Annotated in this window: 24 protein-coding genes; 5 read left to right on the top strand and 19 right to left on the bottom strand. The window is 60.9% G+C overall.

The window, feature by feature from the left end; translation table 11 throughout:
* Positions 1-696: 696 nt before the first annotated feature.
* Genes AAGQ88_RS24855 through ubiE form a run of 9 tightly spaced genes read right to left on the bottom strand, consistent with a single transcriptional unit; the run spans position 697 to position 6,810 of the window.
* Positions 697-1,404 carry a 16S rRNA (uracil(1498)-N(3))-methyltransferase gene (locus AAGQ88_RS24855; RefSeq protein WP_285422708.1) on the bottom strand — a complete coding sequence of 236 codons (708 nt, stop codon included), beginning with the start codon at positions 1,402-1,404 and terminating at the stop codon, positions 697-699.
* Entirely contained in the window at positions 1,401-2,195 is a 795-nt protein-coding gene (gene tatC, locus AAGQ88_RS24850; RefSeq protein WP_285422707.1) for a twin-arginine translocase subunit TatC, read from the bottom strand. The genes AAGQ88_RS24855 and tatC overlap by 4 nt, the downstream gene beginning before the upstream one ends.
* Positions 2,192-2,692 (bottom strand): Sec-independent protein translocase protein TatB, encoded by a 501-nt coding sequence (gene tatB / locus AAGQ88_RS24845; RefSeq protein WP_342653875.1) that lies wholly within the window; start codon positions 2,690-2,692, stop codon positions 2,192-2,194. Before tatB ends, tatC begins: the two co-directional genes overlap by 4 nt.
* A 10-nt stretch (positions 2,693-2,702) precedes the next feature.
* A complete protein-coding gene (locus tag AAGQ88_RS24840) occupies positions 2,703-2,972 on the bottom strand; it encodes a twin-arginine translocase TatA/TatE family subunit (protein WP_093465415.1) in 270 nt (89 codons plus the stop codon).
* Between the two features lie 44 nt (positions 2,973-3,016).
* Positions 3,017-3,349 carry a phosphoribosyl-ATP diphosphatase gene (locus AAGQ88_RS24835; protein ID WP_062379266.1) on the bottom strand — a complete coding sequence of 111 codons (333 nt, stop codon included), beginning with the start codon at positions 3,347-3,349 and terminating at the stop codon, positions 3,017-3,019.
* A gap of 2 nt (positions 3,350-3,351) precedes the next feature.
* Positions 3,352-3,744 (bottom strand): phosphoribosyl-AMP cyclohydrolase, encoded by a 393-nt coding sequence (gene hisI / locus AAGQ88_RS24830; RefSeq protein WP_285422705.1) that lies wholly within the window; start codon positions 3,742-3,744, stop codon positions 3,352-3,354.
* A gap of 56 nt (positions 3,745-3,800) precedes the next feature.
* On the bottom strand, positions 3,801-5,420 hold the full coding sequence (gene ubiB, locus AAGQ88_RS24825; protein WP_285422704.1) for a ubiquinone biosynthesis regulatory protein kinase UbiB: 1,620 nt from the start codon (positions 5,418-5,420) through the stop codon (positions 3,801-3,803).
* On the bottom strand, positions 5,417-6,040 hold the full coding sequence (locus tag AAGQ88_RS24820; RefSeq protein WP_342653874.1) for an SCP2 sterol-binding domain-containing protein: 624 nt from the start codon (positions 6,038-6,040) through the stop codon (positions 5,417-5,419). Before AAGQ88_RS24820 ends, ubiB begins: the two co-directional genes overlap by 4 nt.
* Entirely contained in the window at positions 6,040-6,810 is a 771-nt protein-coding gene (ubiE, locus tag AAGQ88_RS24815) for a bifunctional demethylmenaquinone methyltransferase/2-methoxy-6-polyprenyl-1,4-benzoquinol methylase UbiE (protein ID WP_093465625.1), read from the bottom strand. The genes AAGQ88_RS24820 and ubiE overlap by 1 nt, the downstream gene beginning before the upstream one ends.
* A gap of 141 nt (positions 6,811-6,951) precedes the next feature.
* Between ubiE and AAGQ88_RS24810 the strand changes: the two genes are divergently transcribed.
* From AAGQ88_RS24810 to AAGQ88_RS24800, 3 genes are all read left to right on the top strand, one after another.
* Positions 6,952-7,230: a polyhydroxyalkanoic acid system family protein gene (locus AAGQ88_RS24810; RefSeq protein ID WP_285422702.1), complete on the top strand. Its 279-nt coding sequence runs from the start codon at positions 6,952-6,954 to the stop codon at positions 7,228-7,230.
* Between the two features lie 253 nt (positions 7,231-7,483).
* Entirely contained in the window at positions 7,484-7,909 is a 426-nt protein-coding gene (locus tag AAGQ88_RS24805; RefSeq protein WP_342653873.1) for a phasin family protein, read from the top strand.
* A 10-nt stretch (positions 7,910-7,919) separates the two neighbouring features.
* Positions 7,920-8,795 carry a phasin family protein gene (locus AAGQ88_RS24800; protein ID WP_342653872.1) on the top strand — a complete coding sequence of 292 codons (876 nt, stop codon included), beginning with the start codon at positions 7,920-7,922 and terminating at the stop codon, positions 8,793-8,795.
* A gap of 95 nt (positions 8,796-8,890) precedes the next feature.
* Here the strand turns inward: AAGQ88_RS24800 and AAGQ88_RS24795 are convergent, their stop codons facing one another.
* From AAGQ88_RS24795 to AAGQ88_RS24750, 10 genes are all read right to left on the bottom strand, one after another.
* Positions 8,891-9,505, bottom strand: coding sequence for a TetR/AcrR family transcriptional regulator (locus AAGQ88_RS24795; RefSeq protein WP_093465394.1), 615 nt, complete (start codon positions 9,503-9,505; stop codon positions 8,891-8,893).
* Between the two features lie 51 nt (positions 9,506-9,556).
* Complete coding sequence (phaC, locus tag AAGQ88_RS24790) at positions 9,557-11,239, bottom strand: class II poly(R)-hydroxyalkanoic acid synthase (protein ID WP_342653871.1); 1,683 nt, start codon at positions 11,237-11,239, stop codon at positions 9,557-9,559.
* Positions 11,240-11,558: 319 nt separating this feature from the next.
* Positions 11,559-12,419, bottom strand: coding sequence for a poly(3-hydroxyalkanoate) depolymerase (phaZ, locus tag AAGQ88_RS24785; protein ID WP_093465388.1), 861 nt, complete (start codon positions 12,417-12,419; stop codon positions 11,559-11,561).
* A gap of 183 nt (positions 12,420-12,602) precedes the next feature.
* Complete coding sequence (gene phaC, locus AAGQ88_RS24780) at positions 12,603-14,282, bottom strand: class II poly(R)-hydroxyalkanoic acid synthase (protein WP_342653870.1); 1,680 nt, start codon at positions 14,280-14,282, stop codon at positions 12,603-12,605.
* Positions 14,283-14,620: 338 nt separating this feature from the next.
* Positions 14,621-14,998 (bottom strand): DUF971 domain-containing protein, encoded by a 378-nt coding sequence (locus tag AAGQ88_RS24775; RefSeq protein WP_093465382.1) that lies wholly within the window; start codon positions 14,996-14,998, stop codon positions 14,621-14,623.
* Positions 14,999-15,123: 125 nt separating this feature from the next.
* Positions 15,124-16,455: an ATP-dependent protease ATPase subunit HslU gene (hslU, locus tag AAGQ88_RS24770; RefSeq protein WP_093465379.1), complete on the bottom strand. Its 1,332-nt coding sequence runs from the start codon at positions 16,453-16,455 to the stop codon at positions 15,124-15,126.
* A 66-nt stretch (positions 16,456-16,521) separates the two neighbouring features.
* Positions 16,522-17,052 (bottom strand): ATP-dependent protease subunit HslV, encoded by a 531-nt coding sequence (gene hslV, locus AAGQ88_RS24765; RefSeq protein WP_093465376.1) that lies wholly within the window; start codon positions 17,050-17,052, stop codon positions 16,522-16,524.
* Between the two features lie 300 nt (positions 17,053-17,352).
* On the bottom strand, positions 17,353-18,045 hold the full coding sequence (locus AAGQ88_RS24760) for an SPOR domain-containing protein (protein WP_093465374.1): 693 nt from the start codon (positions 18,043-18,045) through the stop codon (positions 17,353-17,355).
* 1 nt (position 18,046) lies between these two features.
* Complete coding sequence (gene argS, locus AAGQ88_RS24755; RefSeq protein ID WP_285422695.1) at positions 18,047-19,783, bottom strand: arginine--tRNA ligase; 1,737 nt, start codon at positions 19,781-19,783, stop codon at positions 18,047-18,049.
* 153 nt (positions 19,784-19,936) lie between these two features.
* Positions 19,937-22,156, bottom strand: coding sequence for a primosomal protein N' (locus AAGQ88_RS24750; RefSeq protein ID WP_285422694.1), 2,220 nt, complete (start codon positions 22,154-22,156; stop codon positions 19,937-19,939).
* A gap of 326 nt (positions 22,157-22,482) precedes the next feature.
* Between AAGQ88_RS24750 and rpmE the strand changes: the two genes are divergently transcribed.
* Together rpmE and AAGQ88_RS24740 are read left to right on the top strand one after the other, a co-directional pair.
* A complete protein-coding gene (gene rpmE, locus AAGQ88_RS24745) occupies positions 22,483-22,704 on the top strand; it encodes a 50S ribosomal protein L31 (protein ID WP_093465365.1) in 222 nt (73 codons plus the stop codon).
* Positions 22,705-22,715: 11 nt separating this feature from the next.
* Complete coding sequence (locus AAGQ88_RS24740; protein WP_342655880.1) at positions 22,716-23,531, top strand: thermonuclease family protein; 816 nt, start codon at positions 22,716-22,718, stop codon at positions 23,529-23,531.
* Positions 23,532-23,575: the final 44 nt, after the last annotated feature.

Here is a 23,575-nt window from a genome sequence, read left to right as displayed (position 1 = left end):
ATCTCCGGGCCATTCCCGACCTCTCCGGCCACGCCCAACTCCGTAGGAGCGCGCTTGCCCGCGAAGGCTGACTTCCAGCCGCTGCATCTCCAACAGACACGCCGGCCAATTCGCGGGCAAGCGCGCTCCTACAAGGGTACGCGGGGCTGACTGGTGACAAAACCTGTGGGCAAGCTTGCTCATGAACGCTGACGTCCAGACGCTACATTTCCACCGCATACACTGGCCTCTTCCCGGCTGAAGCCGGTCCTACAGGCGCTACAAATGTTTGTAGGACCGGCTTTAGCCGGGAAAGCGTCGGCGTAACGCCGTTGATCGAGGGGCTGTTAAAGACAGTTGGCTCACTGCCTCAAGGGCAATGCGCCATGGCGTGGTCTCGCGCCAGGCACCGAACCGGTGGGAGCGCGCTTGCCCGCGAAGACTGAATTACAGCCGAAGCATCTCCAGCGGATGTGCCGGACTCTTCGTGAGCAAGCTCACTCCCACAGAAATCTCGGGGCCATTCCCGAACTCTCCGGCGACGCCCAGCTCCCGTAGGAGCGAGCTTGCCCGCGAAGACTGATTTCCAGCCGCTGCATCTCCACCAGACACTCCGGCCAATTCGCGGGCAAGCGCGATCCTACAACGGCTATGCGGCATGGCGATGGCTCGCGTCAGACACCGAACCCGTGCAGCAAGCAACCTCACGGGGATTGTTCAGAACAGTCGGGCGAGGAGGGCTGTGACGGCGGTTTCGACGCGCAGGATGCGTTCGCCTAATTGCACCGGGTTGAGGCCGGAGGCGCGCAGCAGGTCGATTTCATAGGGGATCCAGCCGCCTTCAGGGCCGATTGCCAGCGTGACGGGCTGATCCACTGCGCGCGGGCAGGCGGGGAAGTCCCCCGGATGGCCAACCAATCCAAGCGTACCCTCGACAACGGCGGGCAGGCGGTCTTCGACGAAGGGCTTGAAGCGTTTTTCGATGACGATTTCAGGCAGTACGCTGTCCCGTGCCTGCTCCAGTCCCAGAATCAGCTGCTCGCGAATGGCCGCGGGCTCCAGAAACGGGGTCTGCCAGAAGCTTTTCTCGACTCGGTAGCTGTTCACCAGAATGACCTTCGGCACACCCATCGTTGCGACGGTCTGAAAAACCCGGCGCAGCATCTTGGGGCGCGGCAAGGCCAGCACGAGGGTCAGCGGCAGTTTGCCAGGCGGCTCGCGGTCAAAGCTGACGCAAAGCTCTGCCTCACGTGGTTCGAGTCTTAGCAGTTCGGCAGTACCCAGCAGGCCGTCCACGCGCCCGACACGCAGGCTGTCGCCGACTTCGGAGCGATGAACTTCCTGCATGTGCCTGAGGCGCCGATCACGCAGGATCACACGATCGGCCGAGATGAAATCGGCCTCTTCCAGTAACAGCAGGTTCACGGCTGAGTCGCTGGCGGCTGGTCCTGCTTGTCGTCCGCGGCCTGGTCGTCTGGGTGATCACCCCGTTTGGTCACCATCGAACTGCACAACACGCCGATTTCGAACAGCAGCCACATGGGCACCGCCAGCAGCGTCTGCGAAAAGATGTCCGGAGGCGTGAGGATCATCCCGACCACGAAGCAGCCGATCACCACGTACGGGCGGATCTTCTTGAGGTATTTGACGTCGACAATGCCGATCCACACGAGCAGCACCACGGCGACCGGGATTTCGAACGCAACGCCGAAGGCGAGGAACAGCGTCATGACGAAGTCCAGATAGCTGGAAATGTCCGTCATCATGGACACGCCTTCTGGGGTCACGCTGGCGAAGAAGTGGAATATCAGCGGAAACACCAGGAAATACGCGAAGGCCATGCCGGCGTAGAACAGGATGATGCTGGAGATCAGCAGCGGCACGGCAACCCGTTTCTCATGCTTGTACAGACCGGGCGCGATGAAGCCCCAGATCTGATACAGAATCACCGGCATGGCCAGAAACAGCGCAACCATCATGGTCAGCTTGAACGGCGTCAGAAACGGCGAGGCCACGTCGGTGGCGATCATCGTCGCGCCTTCAGGCAGAAACTTGCGCAGCGGCGCAGACACGAAGGTGTAAATCTTCTGCGTGAAATAGAACAGTGCGCCGAAGATCACGAAGATCGCCAGCACACAACGCAGCAGGCGCGAGCGCAGTTCAGTGAGGTGCGAGACCAGCGGCATTTGCTGGTCGTTTTCCGGAATTTCGCTCATGGGGCTCGTGGTGGCTGTGACGAATCGTTGGCGGAAGGCTCGTTCTGCACTGCAGGCGCAGACGTGGTGACCGGCGTCGAAGCGGTATGAGCAGGCTGCGCAGGCACCGGTTCAGGGCTGACTGACGCGCTTTCAGCGGGCGCGGCCGGGCCGATATCCGCACTTGGCGTGGGCGTGGCGCCCATGACCGGCGATGTCGAATCGCTGGCCGGCGGCGTCTGCGCCTGAGCAGTCGGCGGTGCAGGTGGCTGCTGAGGCTGCATGATTTTGCGCGCTTCTTCTTCCAGCGAAAGAATGTGCTCGTTGTGCAGCTGACGGCGAATCTCGTCAGCACCTATTTCGCGCTCAACTTCCTGTTTGATCGCATTGAAGCTGCGTTTCAGACGCCCGACCCAGAGCCCGGCGGTACGTGCTGCCCCCGGAAGGCGCTCGGGACCCAGCACCAGCAGGGCAACGAGACCGACCAGCAGCAGTTCAGAGAAGCTGATACCAAACATGCGTCACGACCTAGTCTTTGCGGATGGGCTCTTCGACTTTCTGCGCCTGACCGTCGATGGTGTGCGGCTGGTGCAGCGGCTGAGTCTGGGTCGGCTGCGCACCTGGCTGTGGTTGGACCGGCGGCTGTTCCGACGGTTTTTCATCGTCGTTCATGGCCTTGCGGAAGCCTTTGATGGACTCGCCGACATCGGTGCCCAGGTTCTTGAGCTTCTTGGTGCCGAAGATCAGTACCACGACCACGAGAATGACGATCCAGTGTTTCCAGTCAAAAATACCCATGACACGTTCCTCACAAGAAATTCCGGGCCCGCAGGCCCCTGTGTTTATTCCGCCGAGCGCGCTGCTTTTTCGGCGTGACCGGACAGACCGAAACGGCGGTCCAGTTCATCGAGTACGGCTTGTGGGTGTTGACCCAGTGCTGCGAGCATCACCAGGCTATGGAACCACAAGTCGGCGGTTTCGTAGATGACATCACTGCAGTCCCCGCTGATGGCGGCGTCCTTGGCGGCGATGATGGTTTCGACCGACTCTTCGCCGACCTTCTCCAGAATCTTGTTCAGCCCCTTGTGATAGAGACTGGCGACGTAGGAAGAGTCCGCAGCCGCGCCTTTGCGCTCTTCGAGCACTTGCGCCAGGCGAGACAAGGTATCAGTCATGTTCAGTGTCCTGCTTGATAAATGGCATCTGGGTCTTTGAGTACCGGATCCACGGTTTTCCAGCCGGCGTCCTCAAAGACGCGGTAGAAGCAGCTCTCGCGCCCGGTGTGGCAGGCGATACCGCCAATCTGCTCGACCATCAGAATGATCACGTCTGCGTCGCAGTCCAGGCGCAGTTCGTGAAGCTTCTGCACGTGACCGGATTCTTCGCCTTTGCGCCATAACTTGCCACGCGAACGCGACCAATAGATAGCGCGGTTTTCGGCAGCGGTCAGGCTCAAGGCTTCACGGTTCATCCAGGCCATCATCAGAACGCGTCCGGTTTGGTGGTCCTGCGCGATGGCAGGGACCAGACCGTCACGGTCCCATTTGATCTCGTCCAGCCAGTCTTTCATCGTCGGCTCCGGCCGCTCTGTGGATGGGTTAGTGTGCCAGCGACCTGCGCGGATGGCTATCGGCGAACGACCAGATATAAGCCTGCCACCAGCATGAGAAGCGCAGGCCAGGCGCTCAGCGCAATGAGCGCGTCACCCGTTTGCGTGTGCGCGGTGGCCAGGACCACGCCACCTGCGAGCAGTCCGGCGCCAATCAGGCGCAGCGCCCAGTGATCGCTGTTGCGCGAGTAGGGCGGTGGCGGGTCGGAGGTGTGCGGCTGCGACAAGCGTTCGAGCAGGTCGCGGGTCATGTTGGCCAGGTGCGGAATCTGCTCGACCTGGGATTGCAGGTTGCCAATCAGCGTTTTCGGGCTGACACGCTCACGCATCCAGCGTTCCAGAAACGGCTGCGCCGTGCTCCAGAGGTCCAGTTCCGGGTACAGCTGACGGCCCAAGCCTTCGATGTTGAGCAGGGTCTTTTGCAGCAAAACCAGCTGTGGCTGGACTTCCATGTTGAAGCGGCGGGCAGTCTGGAACAGGCGCATCAACACCTGGCCGAAGGAAATATCCTTGAGTGGCTTCTCGAAGATCGGCTCGCACACGGTCCGGATTGCGGCTTCGAATTCATTGAGCTTCGTCTCTGCCGGGACCCAGCCCGAATCGATGTGCAACTGCGCCACGCGGCGGTAGTCACGCTTGAAGAAGGCGAAGAGATTGCGCGCCAGATAGTCCTGGTCTTCCGGGGTCAGGCTGCCGACGATGCCGCAGTCGATGGCAATGTATTGCGGATCCCAGGGCGCAACGGTGCTGACGAAGATGTTGCCGGGGTGCATGTCGGCATGGAAGAAGCTGTCGCGGAACACCTGCGTGAAAAACAGCTCGACCCCGCGTTCTGCGAGTTTTTTCATGTCGGTGCGCTGGTCGGCCAGGGTTGCCAGGTCGGTGACCTGAACGCCGTAGATGCGCTCCATCACCAGCACCTTCGGCCGGCACCAGTCCCAGTAGACCTGCGGCACATAGAGCATGGTCGAGCCTTCGAAATTGCGGCGCAACTGGCTGGAGTTGGCCGCCTCGCGCAGCAGATCGAGCTCGTCGTAAATGGTCTTTTCGTAATCGGCGACCACGTCCACCGGATGCAGCAGGCGGGCGTCTGCCGACAGACGTTCAGCGATTTTCGCGAGGATGAACAGCCAGGCGAGGTCCGAACCGATGATCGGCTTGAGCCCCGGACGCACGACCTTCACGACCACTTCTTCGCCTGTCTTGAGACGGGCGGCGTGCACTTGCGCCACCGAAGCAGAGGCCAACGGGGCAACGTCGAAGCGGCTGAACACCTCGCTGATCTTCGCACCCAGTTGCGATTCGATCAGGGCGACGGCTTTCTCTGACTCGAACGGCGGCACGCGATCCTGCAGCAGCATCAGTTCGTCGGCGATGTCCTCTGGCAGCAGGTCGCGACGGGTCGAAAGCAACTGGCCGAATTTGATGAAGATCGGCCCCAGGTCCTGCAAGGCCAGGCGCAAACGCGCGCCTCGATTGAGCTCGCTCTTGCGTCGCGGGATCCACCGCCACGGCAGCACGAAGCGCACGGCAAGCAGCCACCACGGCAGTGGCAAAGCGAACAGCAGGTCATCGAGGCGGTAACGGATTACGACACGCTGGATGCGAAACAGACGGCGGACGGCAAGCAGGCTCATGCGTTATCGCTGGATTTGAGAGATTGGGCCAGACGCTCGAAGCGGGCTTCGAGGCGTTCCAGGTCTTGTTTGGTCTGATCCAGTTCGGCGAAGCGGGCTTCAGCCTCGCGCCTGCCAACCAGAGTGCGTGACTCTTCAGCCAGATATTCGGCCAGATTATGGCTCAGGCTTTCGGCGCTTTCGCGGGTCCAGCGCGCGGTGTTGCGCAGGTGCCCGCCGATCAGCGGCGTGGCAACGGGGCCGAGCCAGCGTTGCAGTTCGTATTCCCAGTCCAGGTCCAGGTCCTGAAGCACACCCACCAGCTCAAGCAACACAGCGCTTTCGCCTTCCAGGTCGACTTCGGGGCTGTGCAGGACGGCGTTCTTGTCCTTGCTCAGTGCCAGGCGCATCAGGCTCGCTGCCGGCGCGCGCAGCGTCACATCGGTGCCACCTTCCCAGTTAGCGGCGAGCATCAGACCCTCGTCGCTGGGCAGGATGTGCACGTGAAAGGCAGGGCTGGTGCACTCGATCGCGACGACTTTGCCGCTCAGCCGGTCAAGGCGCGGCAAAGCGGTGCTGTCCATCTGCAGCACGCGATTGATGCCGTGTTCGGCGCTGGCGAGCAAGCCGCTGATCAACATCAGGGTTTGATACCCCGGTGCAGGGCGACGATGCCGGAGGTCATGTTGTGATAGGTCACGCGGTCGAAACCGGCCTGGACCATCATCGACTTCAGGGTTTCCTGATCCGGGTGCATGCGGATCGATTCGGCCAGATAGCGATAGCTTTCCGAGTCATTGGTGATCAGCTTGCCCGCCAATGGCATGAAGGCAAACGAATAGGCGTCGTAGACCTTGGACATGACCTTGTTGGTCGGTTTGGAGAACTCCAGCACCAGCAGCCGGCCGCCGGGCTTGAGCACGCGCAGCATCGAGCGGATGGCGTCTTCTTTGTGCGTTACGTTGCGCAAGCCGAAGGCGATCGTCACGCAGTCGAAGTAGTTGTCAGGGAAGGGCAGCTTTTCAGCGTCCGCCTGAACGAACTTGATGTTGCCGGCCACGCCACGGTCCAGCAGGCGGTCACGGCCGACCTTGAGCATGGACGCGTTGATGTCAGCCAGCACCACTTCGCCGGTAGGCCCGACCAGGTGCGAAAATTTCTTCGCCAGATCGCCCGTGCCGCCTGCGATGTCCAGCACGCGGTTGCCGGTACGCACGCCGGAAAGCTCGATCGTGAAGCGCTTCCAGAGGCGATGCATGCCGCCGGACAGGACGTCGTTCATCAGGTCGTACTTGGCCGCAACGGAGTGAAAAACTTCGGCGACTTTCTCGGCCTTCTGGCTTTCGGCCACGGTTTTGTAACCGAAGTGAGTGGTGGGTTCGGCATCGCTGCCTTTGCGCGGATCGTTCATATCGCTGTCACCGGAATAAAGTGCCGCCATTCTAATCGTCGGGGCTGGCTTTGTCTTGACAAGGCTCACCGTGAACAGTTTCTTCGCCAGATGCCGCTGGTATAGTGGCCCGACGATTCACCTGGACGAAGGAGCCCGCCGATGGCCCGCATTACCGTAGAACGCCCGCATGCGCTGGGTAAGGACAAGGCTCGCGAGAAGGCCGAGTTGCTGGCTGAGAAGCTGGGCGATAAATATGGCATCGAGCACAGCTGGGACGGCGACGTTGTGTCGCTGGAGGGCAAGGGCGCCAAAGGCACGGTTCAGGTCGAAGATGCCCTGGTGCGCGTTAGCATCGAATTGAATTTCTTCCTGTCTGCGATGAGCAGCACCATCCAGTCCGAGGTCGAGCGCCAGCTGGATAAGGCCCTGACGGCGTAATGCCTTCTCCTGTAGGAGCGTGGCTTGTCCCGCGATCGGCGACGAAGTCGCCGTAAACCTGAGTATGTGGTAGTCCTGAAACAACGGATTTGCTGCATCTACGACTGCTTCGCAGCCGATCGCGGGACAAGCCACGCTCCCACATCGCCCACCCCCAACCTAGGGTGAGCTTTCTAATTTTTCTCTCTACTTTGTGCCCATGCCCCGACTTCCATGGGGCGGTTCCTCTTACCCTTCGAGCGTGAGGTGCACCATGGTCAAAGTTACCCTCAGGAAAAAAGTCGAGGCCGACGAAGCGAAGACGTTTTCGGAAGTCCGGCTGTATGCCCGCAAGATCTGGCTGGCCGGGCTGGGCGCCTACGTCAAGGCTGGACAGGAAGGCGCCGACTACGTCAAAGAGCTGATCAAGACCGGCGAGCAGACCGAGAAAAAAGCGAAGAAAGTCATCGATGAATCCGTCGACGCCGCCAACAGCGAAATCGAATCGGTGAAGGACGACGTGACGAAGGCAAAAGGTCGGGTCGAGGTGCAGCTGGATAAAATCGAAAGCGCATTCGATCGCCGTGTGGCCAGCGCCTTGAATCGCATTGGCATACCGTCTAAACATGATGTTGAGACACTCTCTGCTAAGCTCGATGAGCTGACGGCATTGCTTGAACGTGTCGCGCGTAAACAATAAGGAGAGCGGGATGGCTGGCAAAAAGAAAACCGAAAAAGAAGGCAGCTCCTGGATTGGCGAGGTTGAAAAATACTCCCGCCAAATCTGGCTGGCTGGTTTAGGCGCTTACTCGAAAATCAGCAATGACGGCAGTAAACTTTTCGAATCTTTGGTCAAGGACGGCGAGAAGGCCGAGAAGGAAACCAAGGCTACCGTTGGCAAGAGCGTCGACACGGCAAAGGCCTCGACCAAATCCCGCGTCGGCGACGTGAAGGATCTGGCGCTGGGCAAATGGGGCGAGCTGGAAGGTGCTTTCGACAAGCGCCTGAACAGCGCAATTTCGCGCCTGGGCGTGCCGAGTCGCAACGAAGTCAAAGCATTGCACAGTAAGGTCGACCTGCTGACCCGACAGATCGAGAAGCTGACCGGCGCGTCGGTCACGCCGATCTCGAAGACCGCGGCAGCCAAGCCGGCCACTAAGCCTGCGAGCAAAACCACTGCCAAACCTCTGGCCAAAGCAGCGGCCAAGCCGGTCGCCAAGAAAACTGCAGCGGCCAAACCTGCAGCTTCCAAAGCGGCAGCCAAACCGGTTGCAGCAGCGTCCAAGGCAGCCGCTTCCACCCCCGCCAAGGCGAAAACCGTAGCCGCCAAGCCTGCACCGAAGGCCGCAGCGAAACCGGCTGCCAAGCCAGCGGCGAAACCAGCAGCAGCGGCGAAACCAGCGGCAAAACCAGCCGCCGCGAAAAAGCCTGCTGCAGCCAAAAAGCCCGCCGCAGCCGCCAAACCGGCCGCAGCTTCTACACCGGCTCCCTCTGCCAGTGCTGCACCCACCGCGTCAGCACCGTCGGCCCCTGCCGCTGCAACGTCGTCAGCCTCCACGGCGTCGACACCGTCCAGCCAATCCTGATTCCCGGCTGGCCACACCAAAACCCGATCTGTGAAAGCTGGTCGGGTTTTTTTTGTAGGTGACCTCTTGCATGGGGTCGCTGAAGCCAGCGTGATTCAATCCTCCAGATAGTGCCGCGCCAACTGCTCGGCGGCGTGTCGCGCACCCGGTTTGAGGTGCGGCGCGACCAGCATCATGATCTGGTACACCACCACTCGCGTTTCGCCTTCGCGATCAAGGATGCGTTGATAGTCCAGCGAGAACAGCAGGGTCATGGTGATCTGTTCCACCAGTTGGCCCAGCGCCTGAGTATCACTGGTCACCTGACCTTCGGCCTTTAAGCGCGCCAGTAGCGAGGCCAGGGTGCGCTTGATCGCGTTCAGCAGGTTGCGAATGCCACGCGCCAGTTTCGGCAGCCGACTGGCAAGGTTCGACAGGTCCTGAAACAGGAAGCGATAGTGCGACAGGCGCTCGACGATCAGGTGCAAAAACAACCAGTAATCTTCGGCGTCCAGACGAGCATCCGCAGGCGGGTCGAGCAAGGGTGCCAGTTCGTTCTGAAAGCGCTCGAACAGCTCCATCACCAACGGCTCCTTGCCATGAAAGTGGTAGTAGAGATTGCCGGGGCTGATCTCCAGTTCGTTGGCAATTTCCAGCGTCGAGACGTTGGGTTCGCCCTGACGATTGAACAGCGCCAGGGCACATTCGAGTATGCGGTCGCGGGTCTTCATCCAGTCTTCTTAATTCGGTACGTGTGCAGTGATGGGGGCAGGCGCGCGGATTCAACGGACGCGCACGTACGTCCCCGGCGCGGCTTCCATCGGTGGGTAATTCTGGTTACCCAGCGCCGTGAGCGTTTCGCGCTGCGGCCCTGATCGCGCCTGAATCCACTCGAGCCAGCTCGGCCACCAACTGCCGTCGCTGCGCTGCGCGTCGTAATACCAGGCACGCGGATCGCTGCTCAATTTGCCGTTCTCGACAAAGTTGGACTTCGGGTTGCCCGGCGGATTGAGGATGCTCTGCACGTGGCCGCTGTTGGAAAGCAAAAAACGGCGCTCGCCTCCCAGGAGCAGCGTCGAGCGATAGACCGCGTCCCACGGCGTGATGTGGTCGTTGATGCCCGCCACGCTGAAGCTGTCCACCGTGACCTTTTGCAGATCGATCGGCGTACCGCAGACCTCGAGGCCGCCTGGATGGGTCAGCGGGTTATGCTTGAAGAAGTCCAGCAAGTCACCATGCAGCGCGGCGGGCAGGCGGGTGCTGTCGTTGTTCCAGTACAGAATGTCGAAGGGTGGCGGCGCCTTGCCCAACAGATAGTTGTTCACCCAGTAGGTCCAGATCAGGTCGTTCGGGCGCATCCAGGCGAACACCTTGGCCATGTCGCGACCATCCAGTACGCCGCGCTGATACGAGCGGCGCTTGGCGGCTTCAAGCGTCTGTTCGTCGATGAACAGCGTGGCCGGACTCTCGATCTGGCTGTCCAGCAGACTGACCAGGTAACTGGCGCTCGATACCCGGCGCATCTGTCGCTTGGCCTGAAGATGGCCTTGCAGCGCGGCGATCGTCAGCCCGCCCGCGCAAGCCCCCATCAGGTTGACCTCGCGCGCGCCGGTGATCGTGCGGCACACGTTCATCGCCTCCTCGGCGGCTTGCACGTAACTGGACAGGCCCCACTCGCGATGCCGGACATCCGGGTTGCGCCAACTGATGATGAAGGTCTGCAGGCCGTTCTTCAGCGCGTACTGCACGAAACTGTTGGTCGGGCTGAGATCGAAAATGTAGTACTTGTTGATCTGCGGCGGCACGATCAGCAGAGGCCGTGCGTACTGTTTTTCGCTCATCGGCTTGTACTGGATCAGCTCCAGCAGCTCGTTGCGAAACACTACGGCGCCTGGCGTGACCGCCAGCGTGCGGCCGATCTCGAACGCGTCTTTGGTGGTCTGGCTGGGCAGACCGTTGTTGTGCATGAAGTCGTCGAGCATGTGGCTCAGACCTTTGATGACGCTGGTGCCGCCTGAGTTGAACAGCTCCTTCAGCGCCATCGGATTGAGCAAGGTATTGGTCGGCGCGAGGGCGTCGTTGAGCAGCGCAAAAATGAATTGCGCGCGCGAGCGGTCGTCTTCACTGAGATTGCTGTCGTCGATCCAGCTGCGTACCTGGTGCTGCCAGCTCAGATAGGCCTGCAAGCCGCGCCGATAGAGCGGGTTGTGCGCCCAGGTCGGGTCACTGAAACGGTTGTCGTGAGGGTGCGGCTGATGAGGAAGGTCGCCCAGCATGACGCGGCCCAACTGGCCGCCGAGCGCCAGCGCGTGGCGCGCGGTGTAAACCGGATGTTTAAGGCCTTGCAGTGCCACATTGCGCAGGGTCGAAAACAAATCCCGCCCGCGCAGGCCAGTGATTGCGCTCTGTGCGTTGATGTACGTGGAGGGTATGGGATAGGGGTTTTTCGCCGGTTTGTCTCGCATGGGTCAACACTCCTTCGTCAGGCCATAAGCAAATAAACCTGCGCGCAACCCTGAATCAGCTGTTGCGCGCTGCCCTGCGCCTTGGCAATCCCGCCGATGGCGCAGTCAATCAAGTGACTTCCGTACTCCCGAGGTGCGACCGGCCTGAGCCGGGTAAGCGTCCTCCGGGGTAAGCGGTACCGACGCCTTGCCGGCTAAAGCCGGTTCTACTGGTTTCCCGGCTTAGGCCGGTGTCAGCGGTTCTGCGGCGGCGTCGAGGTTTCCCGCCGCAGCTTGTTGTTGAAGCACGAACTCCTGCCGGTCTTGGCACACTCTCATTTCAGGGTTGGCGCACGACGGGGGCTGGCTGCGGGTGCATGACGGCGCGCTGCCGCTCCTGCTGAAGAAACTTCATGATGATGGGCGCGACGGCCTCGGCCCGGGTGATCAAGAACAAGTGACCATCATCGATTATGTGTAGCTGGGCATTGGGTATGCGCCAGGCCAGTAGTCGCATGTTGATCAGCGGGATCAGCGGATCGTCGTCGCCGGCCAGCACCAAGGTCGGCTGGCGGATCTTGTGCAGCCAGTGAATGCTGGTCCAGCCCATGCCGGCAAACAGTTGCCAGTAGTAGCCCATCTTTCCGGACGAGCGGACCTTGGCCGCATGGTTGGCGGCCAGATGCGGGTCGCGCCGAAATGCGCCGCCGTAGATTTCCGGGGCGATCCTGATGACGTGGGACGGCTGGATATAACGCCGCGGACTCGCCATCAGCCACAATACTCTGGGCTTGCCCGGCACCATCACTGCACCGGCTGCGGTGGCGGCGAGCACCAGTTTCTTGCAGCGTTCCGGGTAGTCGTGGGCAAACTGTTGCGCCAGCGCGCCGCCCCACGACACGCCGATCGCGTTGACCTGACCGTAATCCAGGTAATCGAGCATGCGTGCGGCAAGTTTTGCCAGACCGGGAAACCGGTATGGACGGCTTGGGGTCGATGAGCCGCCCACGCCGGGCACGTCGAAGGCGATGACCTCAAGGTCAGGATCCAGCGCGTCGACGAACGGAAAGACCAGCTCCAGGTTGGCGCCGATTCCATTGAAGATCAGCAGCGGCGTGAGATGGCTCTTGCCGGGGCGCACGGCCGTGCGGATGTTGTGGCCATCCAGATCGATGGTGCGAAATACAAACGGTTGCGGCATGCGCGAAGCCCTGTGGGTTAAACGCCGGTCATGCAGTCCTGCGCTTTTTCCGGTCCTGAAACCGCGTCGGCGGTTCCTGTGTGTTCGATGCTTGCCGTTCCATTTACAGCGTATTGCTGGTGAAAGGCGCAAATCCCGCAGGCGTATCAATCGCGGGACGAGCCACGCTGCTGCGGTTAAACGCTATCGTTCGTGCACATACGTCCCCGGAGCTGCCTCGCCTGCGGGATACGCTTTATTGCCCAGGCTGGCGGGCGCCTTTTTCAGCTTGCCTGAGCGTTCGGCCTGCCAGTTATGCCAGTGCAGCCACCAGGAATCAGTGTGCTTGGTCGCATCTTCCTGCCATCGCTGAGCATCTTCGGGCAATTCAGGATTGGTCATGTAACGTGCTTTCGGGTTACCCGGCGGGTTCAGGATGCTCTGGATATGCCCGCTGTTGGACAGCACGAACTCGGTCTTGCCCCCGAACAGTCGCGCCGACTTGTAGCAAGAGACCCAAGGTGTGATGTGATCATTGGTGCCTGCCAGGCAGAAGATGTCACTTTTGACCTGTTTCAGATCGATTGGCGTGCCGCAGACTTCCAGGGCGTTTGCGCGCGTCAGCGGATTATTCTTGAACATCTCGATCAAGTCGCCATGAAACGCTGCGGGCAGACGTGTGGTGTCGTTGTTCCAGAACAGGATGTCGAAAACCGGCGGCTCGTTGCCCAGCAGATAGTTGTTCACCCAGTAATTCCAGATCAGGTCGTTCGGTCGCATCCAGGCAAAGACCTTGGCCATGTCTTTGCCTTCCAGAACCCCGGCCTGATACGAATGACGCTTGGCCGACTCCAGCGTCTGCTCGTCGACGAACAGAGAGACCTGAGTGTCCAGCGTCGTGTCGAGCACGCTCACCAGCAGCGTCAGGGCGTTGACCTTCTGCTCGCCCAGCGCCGCGTAATGCCCCAGCAGCGCCGTGCAGGTGATGCCGCCAGAGCATGCGCCGAGCATGTTGACGTCCTTGCTTCCGGTGATCTTGCAGACCACGTCCACGGCTTCCTTCACGGCGTCGATATACGTCGACAGCCCCCATTCGCGCTGCGCTTTGGTGGGGTTTCGCCAGCTGATGATGAAGGTCTGCACGTTGTTGCGCAGGCAGAAGCGCGCCAGGCTTTTGTCCTGGCTGAGGTCGAACACATAAAACTTGTTGATCTGCGGAGGGACCACGAGCATCGGACGCTCGTGAACCTGTTCGGTGATCGGCCGGTACTGAATCAGCTCCAGCACGTCATTACGAAACACCACCGCGCCTTCGGTGGTGCCGAGATTCTTGCCGACCTCGAACGCGTCCATGTTGACCTGGCTCGGCATGCCGCCGTTGTTCACCAGATCCTTGGCCAGGTGGGACAAGCCGTCGAGAATGCTTTTACCGCCGGTTTCAAAAAAGCGTTTGACCGCTGCCGGGTTGGCCGCGCCGTTGGTGGGCGACATCGCCTCAGTCATCAGCGTGATCACGAAATGGCCGCGGCTGATGTCCTGCGCAGACAGGTTGCTGTCGTCGATCCAGTCGTGCAGCTCCTTGCGCCAGGCGAGGTAAGTCTGCAGATAGCGGCGATAAAGAGGGTTCTGGCTCCAGGCCGGATCGGCAAAGCGGCGGTCGTCGCTTTCCGGGGTCAGCGTGGATTTGCCCAGCAGGACGTTTTTCAGTTCAAGCCCGAAATGGGCCACGTGCCGGGCACTGTGGAAAGGTTGTTTGATGGCTTGAGTCAATACCATGCGAGCCGTGGTGAGCAAATCCTTGCGCCGCAACCCGACGACGGGGTTCAGCCCCAGCGTATGTTCAGAGGCCTGACGCGGCAGATCATCATTACTCTTGTTACTCATCTACGACGCTCCATTGTCCTGAGACGAGTACTGACATCCCTGTGAAAAGCGCAACAGGCCAATGCCAGCACTGCTCTCGGGTGACCGATGATTAACACAACCGGACGCGGACGTTCGCCAACGACCAACCCGATGGGGCTGTGACGGATACGGCTTCCACGGTCCACGCCGGCAGGCTTCTGCAAAAAATCCGATGCAGATGGCTTGCCATGATCATTGGTTACGCGAGATTTAAAAAAATCGCAAGCAGGGTCAGTCATTGACCGCTGCGCGGCCTATTGAAACAAATGCGATTAGAAAGCGCGTCCTAAAACGCCCGCCGGTATGCAGGGCGCGGACTAGAGCATCAGCCGAATGACTTGCTCGGAAGGGTCGCGGGATTTTCCGGCTGCTTTGAGCTCAGCCAGATAGTCGTCCCACAAAGATTCCTGGCGCTGGGCCAGTTGTTCAAGGTATTCCCACGTGAACAATCCGCTGTCATGACCATCGTCGAAGGTCAATTTCAGTGCGTACTGCCCGGCAGGTTCAATTTTGCTCAGGCCCACGCCCAGCTTGCCGAATTGCAGAATGGGGTTGCCGTGTCCCTGCACCTCGGCCGAGGGCGAATGCACGCGCAGAAATTCCGCAGGCAGATGGTATTCCTCATCGGGTCCGTATTTCAGGCTGAGGATTTTCGAGGCTTTGTGAAGCTGGATCGCGGTGGGGATTCGGGACATGATTTTGCGCCTCACACTGAACGTTGTAGGAGTGAGCTTGCTCGCGATTGCGTCGGATCAGGTCAATACATCGTTGCCTAACGCCGCATCGCGAGCAAGCTCACGCCTACAGGGACTTGCGGTAATTACAGAATGTAGCGTGACAGGTCTTCGTCTTCGGCCAGCTCGCCCAGATGGCTGTTGACGTACTCGGCGTCGATCTTGATGGTCCCCGAATCCTGCGCCGTCGCCAGATCGCCTGCGCTGAAAGACACTTCTTCCAGCAGACGCTCCAGCAACGTGTGCAGACGACGAGCACCGATGTTCTCGGTTTTCTCGTTGACCTGCCAGGCGATCTCGGCAAGGCGCTTGATGCCTTCAGGCAGGAACTCGATGTTCAGGCCTTCAGTCTTCAGCAGCTCACGGTACTGCTCGGTCAGGGACGCGTGAGGCTCGCTGAGGATGCGCTCGAAGTCCTGCGGGCTCAGCGCCTTGAGTTCAACGCGAATCGGCAGACGACCCTGCAGCTCAGGCACCAGATCGCTTGGCTTGCTCAGATGGAATGCGCCCGATGCGATGAACAGGATATGGTCGGTCTTGACCATGCCCAGTTTGGTGTTGACGGTGCAGCCTTCGATCAGTGGCAGCAGGTCGCGCTGCACGCCTTCGCGCGACACGTCCGCGCCACCGACGTTGCCGCGCTTGGCCACTTTGTCGATCTCGTCGATGAACACGATGCCATGCTGCTCGACGGCTTCCAGCGCCTTGCCCTTGAGCTCTTCGTCATTGACCAGACGGCTCGCCTCTTCGTCACGGACCATCTTCAAGGCGTCCTTGACCTTCAACTTGCGGGACTTCTTCTTGCCCTTGCCCATGTTGGCAAACAGGCTTTGCAGCTGGTTGGTCATCTCTTCCATGCCGGGCGGCGCGGAGATATCCACACCCATGGCCTCGGAGACTTCGATCTCAATTTCCTTGTCGTCCAGCTGACCTTCACGCAGACGCTTGCGGAAAAGCTGACGCGTATTGGTGTCGCTTGGCGAAGCCTCTTCCTGAAAACCGCGGGCCTGAGGCAGCAGCGCGTCGAGGATGCGATCTTCGGCAGCGTCTTCGGCGCGATGACGGACCTTGGTCATTTCCTGCTCGCGCAGCAGTTTCATCGCTGCGTCCGCCAGGTCACGAATGATCGACTCGACGTCGCGACCCACATAGCCGACCTCGGTGAACTTGGTCGCTTCGACCTTGATGAACGGCGCGTTGGCGAGCTTGGCCAGGCGACGGGCGATCTCGGTTTTACCGACACCGGTCGGGCCGATCATCAGGATGTTCTTCGGCGTGACTTCTACGCGCAGTTCTTCGGGCAGCTGCATCCGGCGCCAGCGGTTACGCAGCGCAATGGCGACGGCGCGCTTGGCATCGTCCTGGCCAATGATATGGCGATTGAGCTCGTGGACAATTTCACGGGGAGTCATGGACATGGTATTCGACGGTCCTCTGGGCGAGTGAGTGGGGCGGGTGGCGATGGATTGCGACCGTGCCGCGACTTACTCGACGAGGTCCTGCTCCTCAATGGTGATGTTGTGGTTGGTGAAGACGCAGATGTCGCCAGCGATGTGCAGCGCCGTTTCGGCGATTTCCCGGGCAGACAGTTCGGTCTTCAGCAGCAGGGCGCGAGCGGCGGCCTGTGCGAATGCGCCACCGGAGCCCATGGCGATCAGGCCGTCTTCAGGTTCAACGACGTCGCCGTTGCCGGTGATGATCAGCGAAGCATCTTTGTTGGCGACTGCCAGCATGGCCTCCAGACGGCTCAGGGAGCGGTCGGTGCGCCAGTCTTTGGCGAGTTCTACCGCGGCGCGCACGAGGTGGCCCTGGTGTTTTTCCAGCTGGGCCTCGAAGCGTTCGAACAGGGTGAATGCATCGGCGGTGGCGCCTGCAAAGCCAGCGATGACCTGGCCGTGATAAAGACGACGGACCTTTTTGGCATTGCCTTTCATGACGGTATTGCCCAGGGAAACCTGGCCGTCACCCGCCATGACGACTTTGCCTTGGCGGCGCACTGAAACGATGGTGGTCAAGGGGAGAGTCTCCACGCAGTGGGGCGAAAATGCCCTGATGGAAACTCATATGGGGGTGGGGTCGGGTATTTCAACCGCTGAAGGGGTTGGGGGATGAATGGCAGCTGTTGGCAATCGCAGGCTGCCGCATCTCACTGTAGGAGCGTGGCTTGTCCCGCGATCGGCTGCGAAGCAGTCGTAAAATCGGACGGCTCTGTCATTTCTGACGCACCGCATTCAGAGATTTTACGACGACTGCGTCGGCGATCGTCCGGATGCGGCCCAGAGACAAGCCACGCTCCTACAGGACGACGTACGTTCTTAACGGCTCTGACGCTGTTGCAGCAACAGGTTGCTGAAACCGCCGCCTGCGAGCTGCTTCTGCGCTGTCGTCAGTTGCTCACGGTTGCTGAACGGACCGACCAGCACGCGGTACCAGGTTTCATCCTTGACGGTTCCAGACTCCACCGTCGCCGCCTGGCCGAGCAGGATGATCTGCGCGCGGACCTTTTCAGCGTCGGTCTGCTTGCGGAACGAGCCCGCCTGCAAGAAGAACGTGGTCACCGGCGCAGGTTTGGCGACCGGCGGCGCAGGTGGTGGTGTCAGGCCGCTGAGCGCGGCCTGGGCGCGCGCGGTGTCGATCTTCGCGGCCTGTTCCGGCGTCACAGGCGTCGTCGGCGCGACGACGGCAGGTGGCGTCTTTTCTGGCACTGCTTCGTTCGGAACGATGACTTCCGATTCAGGCAGCAGCGTGTAGAAATCGTACTTGGGCTTCACTGGGGCCGTCGGGCTGGGCGGCGTCTTGTTCGCTTCAGCGATTTTCGCCGCCTTGGCGTCGGCCTTGGCGCGCTTGATGTCGTCTCCGCCGCCGGGTTCGAGTTTCATCAGGAACACGATGAACGCCCCGACGGACAGACCGATCGCCAGCCACAGCCATCCCGGAATCGGCTTCTTTGCGGGGGCCTCGTACCGGCTGGCGCCGCGCTTGGGAGCAGGTTTCTTCTTGACTGCCAACTTACATACGCTCCAGAGTTTCCAGACCCAGCAGCTGCAGGCCTTGCTTGAGGGTGCGGCCAGTCAGGTGCGCCAGGCGCAGACGGCTTTGCTGTTGCTCGGGATTTTCCGCGGCCAGGATCGGGCAGTTCTCATAGAAGCTGGAGAACAGACCGGCCAGGTCGTACAGGTAGGCGCACAACACATGTGGCGTGCCTTTTTCAGCGACGTTGTTCACGGTCTCGCCGAACTGCGCCAGGCGTGCGGCCAGGTCCTGTTCCTGCGGCGCTTCGAGGACGATCTGGCCCTTGCTTGGGTCGAAAGCCTCGCCCAGCTTGCGGAATACACCGGAAACACGGGTGTAGGCGTACAGCAGATACGGCGCGGTGTTGCCCTCGAAGCTCAGCATCTGATCGAAGTTGAAGCTGTAATCGCTGGCGCGGTGTTTGGAAAGATCCGCGTATTTGACAGCGCTGATACCCACAGCCTTCGCGATAGTGCGCAATTCGTCTTCGGCGACTTCAGGGTTTTTCTCTTTCACCAGCACGTAGGCGCGCTCTTCGGCCTCGTCCAGCAGGTCGACCAGCTTGACGGTGCCGCCGTCGCGGGTCTTGAACGGGCGGCCATCGGCGCCGTTCATGGTGCCGAAGCCCATGTGTTCCATTTGCATGCCGTTGGTCACGAAGCCTGCGCGGCGCGCGACTTCGAACACTTGCTGGAAATGCAGAGCCTGACGCTGATCGACGAAGTACAGCGCGCGGTCGGCCTTCAATACATTGCTGCGGTAGCGCACGGCTGCCAGGTCGGTCGTCGCATACAGATAGCCGCCGCCGGCTTTTTGCACGATAACAGGCAGCGGCGTGCCTTCGGCGGTCTTGAATTCTTCCAGGAACACGCACTGCGCGCCATTGCTCTCGACCAGCAGACCGGCCTTCTTCAGGTCAGCGACGACATTGGCCAGATCATCGTTGTAGGCGCTTTCGCCCATGACGTCTTTGGGCGTCAGTTTGACGTTCAGGCGTTCGTAGACTTCCTGACAGTGCGACAGCGAGATGTCCTTGAAGCGGGTCCACAGCTTCAGGCATTCAGGGTCGCCAGCTTGCAACTTGACCACCAGTGCGCGAGCACGCTCGGCAAACTCCTCGGACTCATCGAACCGGCCCTTGGCCGCGCGGTAGAAGTTTTCCAGATCCGCCAGCTCGTCGCTGGTCGCTGGCGTCTCCTGCAAATAGGCCAGCAGCATGCCGAACTGGGTGCCCCAGTCGCCGACATGGTTCTGACGAATCACGGTGTCGCCGAGGAATTCGAGCACGCTGGCCACGCCATCGCCAATGATGGTCGAGCGCAAGTGGCCGACATGCATCTCTTTGGCGAGGTTAGGCGCCGACAGATCGACCACGACGCGCTGGGCAGGACCGTTCTTGCGCACCGACAGTGTCGGGTCCGCCAGGGCGGCATCCAGACGGGAGGCCAGGGCCTGGCTGTTCTGAAAGAAGTTGAGAAAGCCCGGACCTGCGATATCGACCTTGCTGATCTGATCGTCGGCAGGCAGTGCCGCAACGATTTTTTCGGCCAGATCGCGAGGTTTCATGCCGGCAGGTTTGGCCAGCATCATCGCGATGTTGCTGGCGAAGTCGCCGTTTTTCTTGTCCTTGGCGTTTTCCACCTGAATCGCCGGCGTCAGCCCTTCCGGCAAGACGCCTTGGGTGACGAGTTGGCTCAGAGCTTGTTGAATCAGCTGGCGAATGGTGTCTTTCATGAGGCTCTCTTCAACCGCAAGCGCGGCAGCGCCTGGAGGCGCGGGTGGAAAAACTGGGCATTATCCGTTGCCGGGGCCACCTTGCCAACCGCGATGGATGTGCGGTTGTGATTTTGCTCGCGACCACAATCTCCTGAAGGTTCGGCCGCACCTTTAGTACAAGTCCACCGGATCGACATCCAGCGACCATCTGACCTGTCGCCCGCTGGGCATGCTCTCCAGCGCCAGCAGCCAGGTCGCCAGCAACTTGTGCAGCGGCGCCCGGGCATTCGCCTGCACCAACAGCTGAGCACGATATCGACCGGCACGACGCTCCATCGGAGCCGGAACCGGGCCCAACAGTTCAATCCCGCCCAGCGCCATTTCCTTCAGCAGATGCTCGGCCTCGCTGCAGGCCTCATCGAGGAAGCCCTCCGCCTGCCCCGGTTTGTGGGCTTCGGCGCGCAGCAGCGCCAAGTGCGAAAATGGCGGCAGGCCGGCGGCGCGGCGTTCGCTCAACGCTTGCTCGGCGAAGGCGAAATAGCCTTGCTCGGTGAGCTGGATCAACAGCGGGTGTTCGGCCAGGTGGGTCTGAATGATCACTTTGCCTGGCTCTTCGGCACGACCGGCGCGGCCTGCCACCTGCACGATCAGTTGCGCCATGCGTTCACTTGCGCGGAAATCGCCGGAAAACAGCCCTCCGTCGGCATCGAGAATCGACACCAGCGTCACGCGCGGAAAGTGATGCCCTTTAGCGAGCATCTGGGTGCCGACGAGGATGCAGGGATTGCCCTTCTGGATCGTTGCAAAGAGCTGGTTCATTGCATCCTTGCGCGAGGTGCTGTCGCGATCGACGCGCAGGACAGGGTAGTCGGGGAATAGAATCGCCAGACGCTCCTCGGCGCGCTCGGTCCCTGCGCCGACGGGGCGCAGATCGACCTTGCCACACGCCGGGCAATTGCGCGGCACGCGTTCCACATGGCCGCAATGATGGCAGCGCAGTTCGCCAGAGCGTTGATGAACCGTCATGCGCGCGTCGCAGCGATTGCATTCCGACAGCCATCCGCAGTCGTGACACAGCAGCGTCGGCGCGAATCCACGCCGGTTGAGAAAGACCAGCACTTGTTGGCCGGCGGCCAGGGTCTGTGCGATCGCCTGATGCATGGGGCCGGAAATGCCGCTGTCCAGCGGGCGACTTTTTACATCCAGGCGCAGGAATCGAGGTTGCTGCGCACCGCCCGCGCGTTGGTTCAGGCGTAGGAGGGCGTACCTGCCGGTGTAAGCATTGTGCAGACTCTCCAGTGAGGGCGTCGCCGACCCCAACACGATCGGAATGTCTTCCTGACGCGCCCGCACCAATGCCAGATCCCGCGCGTGGTAACGCAGGCCTTCTTGCTGTTTATAGGAACCGTCGTGCTCCTCATCGATGATGATCAGCCCCGGGTTCTTCATCGGTGTGAACAGCGCCGAGCGCGTGCCGATGATGATGTCGGCCTCGCCGTCGCGCGCGGCAAGCCAGGCATCGAGACGATCTCGATCATTGACAGCCGAGTGCAGCAAGGCGATGCGGGCGTTGAAGCGCTGCTCGAACCGGGCCAGTGTCTGCGGGCCGAGGTTGATCTCGGGGATCAGCACCAGCGCCTGCTTGCCGGCCTCCAGGGTCTCGCGGATCAACTGCAAATAGACTTCGGTCTTCCCGCTGCCGGTGACACCAGCGAGCAGCGACGCATGAAAGCTGCCGAAGCCGGATCGAATGGCTTCGTAGGCGGCACGTTGTTCAGTGTTCAGCGGCAGCTCGGGTTGGGCCAGCCAGTGCTCATGCCGCTCGATGGGCGCATGGCCGCGCACCTCGACTGTCACCAATCCCTTGGCGAGCAACAGATTCAGGCTGTCGCGGTTGAGCATCAGCTTGCTCAGCAATTGATGAGCGACGCCGTGGGGATGTTGTGCGACGGTTTTCAGCGCTTCTTTCTGCTTGGGTGCGCGCGCGATGCGAGGATCATCGACGCTGGCGCCGGGAGCGATCTGCCAGAACCGCTCCTGTCGGGCCTCGGCCGGTTCACCCTGGCGCAGCAGCACCGGCAGGGCCCAACTCAACGTATCGCCCAGGCTGTGCTGGTAATACTGCGCCGTCCACAGGCACAGCTTGAACAATGCGGGTGGCAGCGGCGCCTCGGTATCCAGCACAGCGATGGCAGGTTTGAGCTTGTCGGCCGGCACCTCGCTGTGATCGGTGATCTCGATCAGAACGCCGATCATTTCCCGGCGACCGAACGGCACGCGCAGGCGCATGCCCGGCTGCAACGCGCTGCGTGCAATCCCCGCGGGCGCAAGGTAGTCGAACAGACGACGCAAGGGCGAGGGCAGGGCAAGGCGCAAAATGGCGTCGGGCACGCGGCGGATATCCTGTTACGGAGTATGACGAAGGCGGCGATCTTAGCAGACGACCGGTATTAAGGTTGGCGTTGCGGACCGTTTGGGTGCGACGAGGGCGGGCAGCAAGAGAAGCTGACCTTCGATGCGCGCTGAAGCGTTGAATCCGGCCAGATCGTCCTTCCATGACGGACGATTTCCTGACGTGGCCGAGGGCGCACGGCTGGCAAGGGTTTTCACACAGGCCGCTTGCGTGATTTGCGCGGTCTGTTAATATGCGCGGCCTAATTCCGTGCGGTATTCAACAATAGTGTTGGGTGGCGGCACGCTAGCCTGAGGAAATACCCATGAAAGCTGATATCCATCCAGTTTACGAAGCCGTTGACGCAACTTGCAGCTGTGGCAACGTCATCAAAACCCGTTCCACCCTGGCCAAGCCTCTGAGCCTGGACGTGTGCAACGAGTGCCACCCGTTCTACACCGGTAAGCAGAAGACTCTGGACGTCGGCGGTCGTGTCGACAAGTTCAAGTCGCGTTTCGGTGCGTTCGGCGCAACCAAAGCGAAGTAAGAGTGGTATTTCTGGATCGCTCCCCGAGCTTTTCCAGGCTGCTCAAAAAGGCGTCCCTTGCGGGCGCCTTTTTTGTGTCCGCGATTTGGCTTGGCGCCGCTCACGCACTGTGTCCGGCGCCCGCGTCATTGCCTGCTGCGCAGGTTCAGCGCGTGGTGGATGGCGATACCTTGCGCCTGACTGACGGTCGCAGCGTGCGCATGATCGGACTGAATACGCCAGAAACTGGCAAAAAAGGTCAGTCGGCCGAGCCCTTTGCCGAAGCCGCGAAGCGTCGACTGCAGGCGCTCGTGGATGAAAGTGGCGGACAGGTCCGTTTACGCATCGGCGAGCAGGCTGCCGACCGTTACGGCCGTACGCTGGCCAACGTCTATGGGCGTGACGGCGCCAACCTCGAGGCGCAGATGCTTGCCGAAGGGCTGGGCTATCTGGTCGCCATTGACCCGAACGTCGCGTTAGTGAGTTGCCAGCAAAGCGCAGAGCGCACCGCGCGTCAGGCGGGGCTCGGCCTGTGGCGCAACGATCCGGCGCAATCGGCCCGGCAAATCAGCCGTGGCGGCTTTGTGCTGGTCAACGGCACAGTCAGCAGCGTTCAGCGCAATAGCGGCGGAATCTGGATCGAGCTGGATGACACGCTGGTGCTGCGGATTGCGCCCGAGCTGATCGGTCAGTTCGATGCCAGGACGTTGTTGCGGCTGAAAGGCAGCGCGGTTGAAGCCCGCGGCTGGGTGGTCGACCGCTCGCGTCGCGCAGGGCTGAAACCTGGACAGCCTCGGTTGATGATGGGCATCACCCATCCTGCGATGTTGAATACAATTCAAAATTAAATTGTAGACATTTTTAAGGGCTTTTGTTTTCACTCTACGCCTTG

Source organism: Pseudomonas sp. F3-2, assembly GCF_038804275.1.
Lineage (GTDB): Bacteria > Pseudomonadota > Gammaproteobacteria > Pseudomonadales > Pseudomonadaceae > Aquipseudomonas.
Note: the sequence above shows the minus strand (reverse complement) of the source record. Positions and strands in the feature narration are given on the sequence as shown.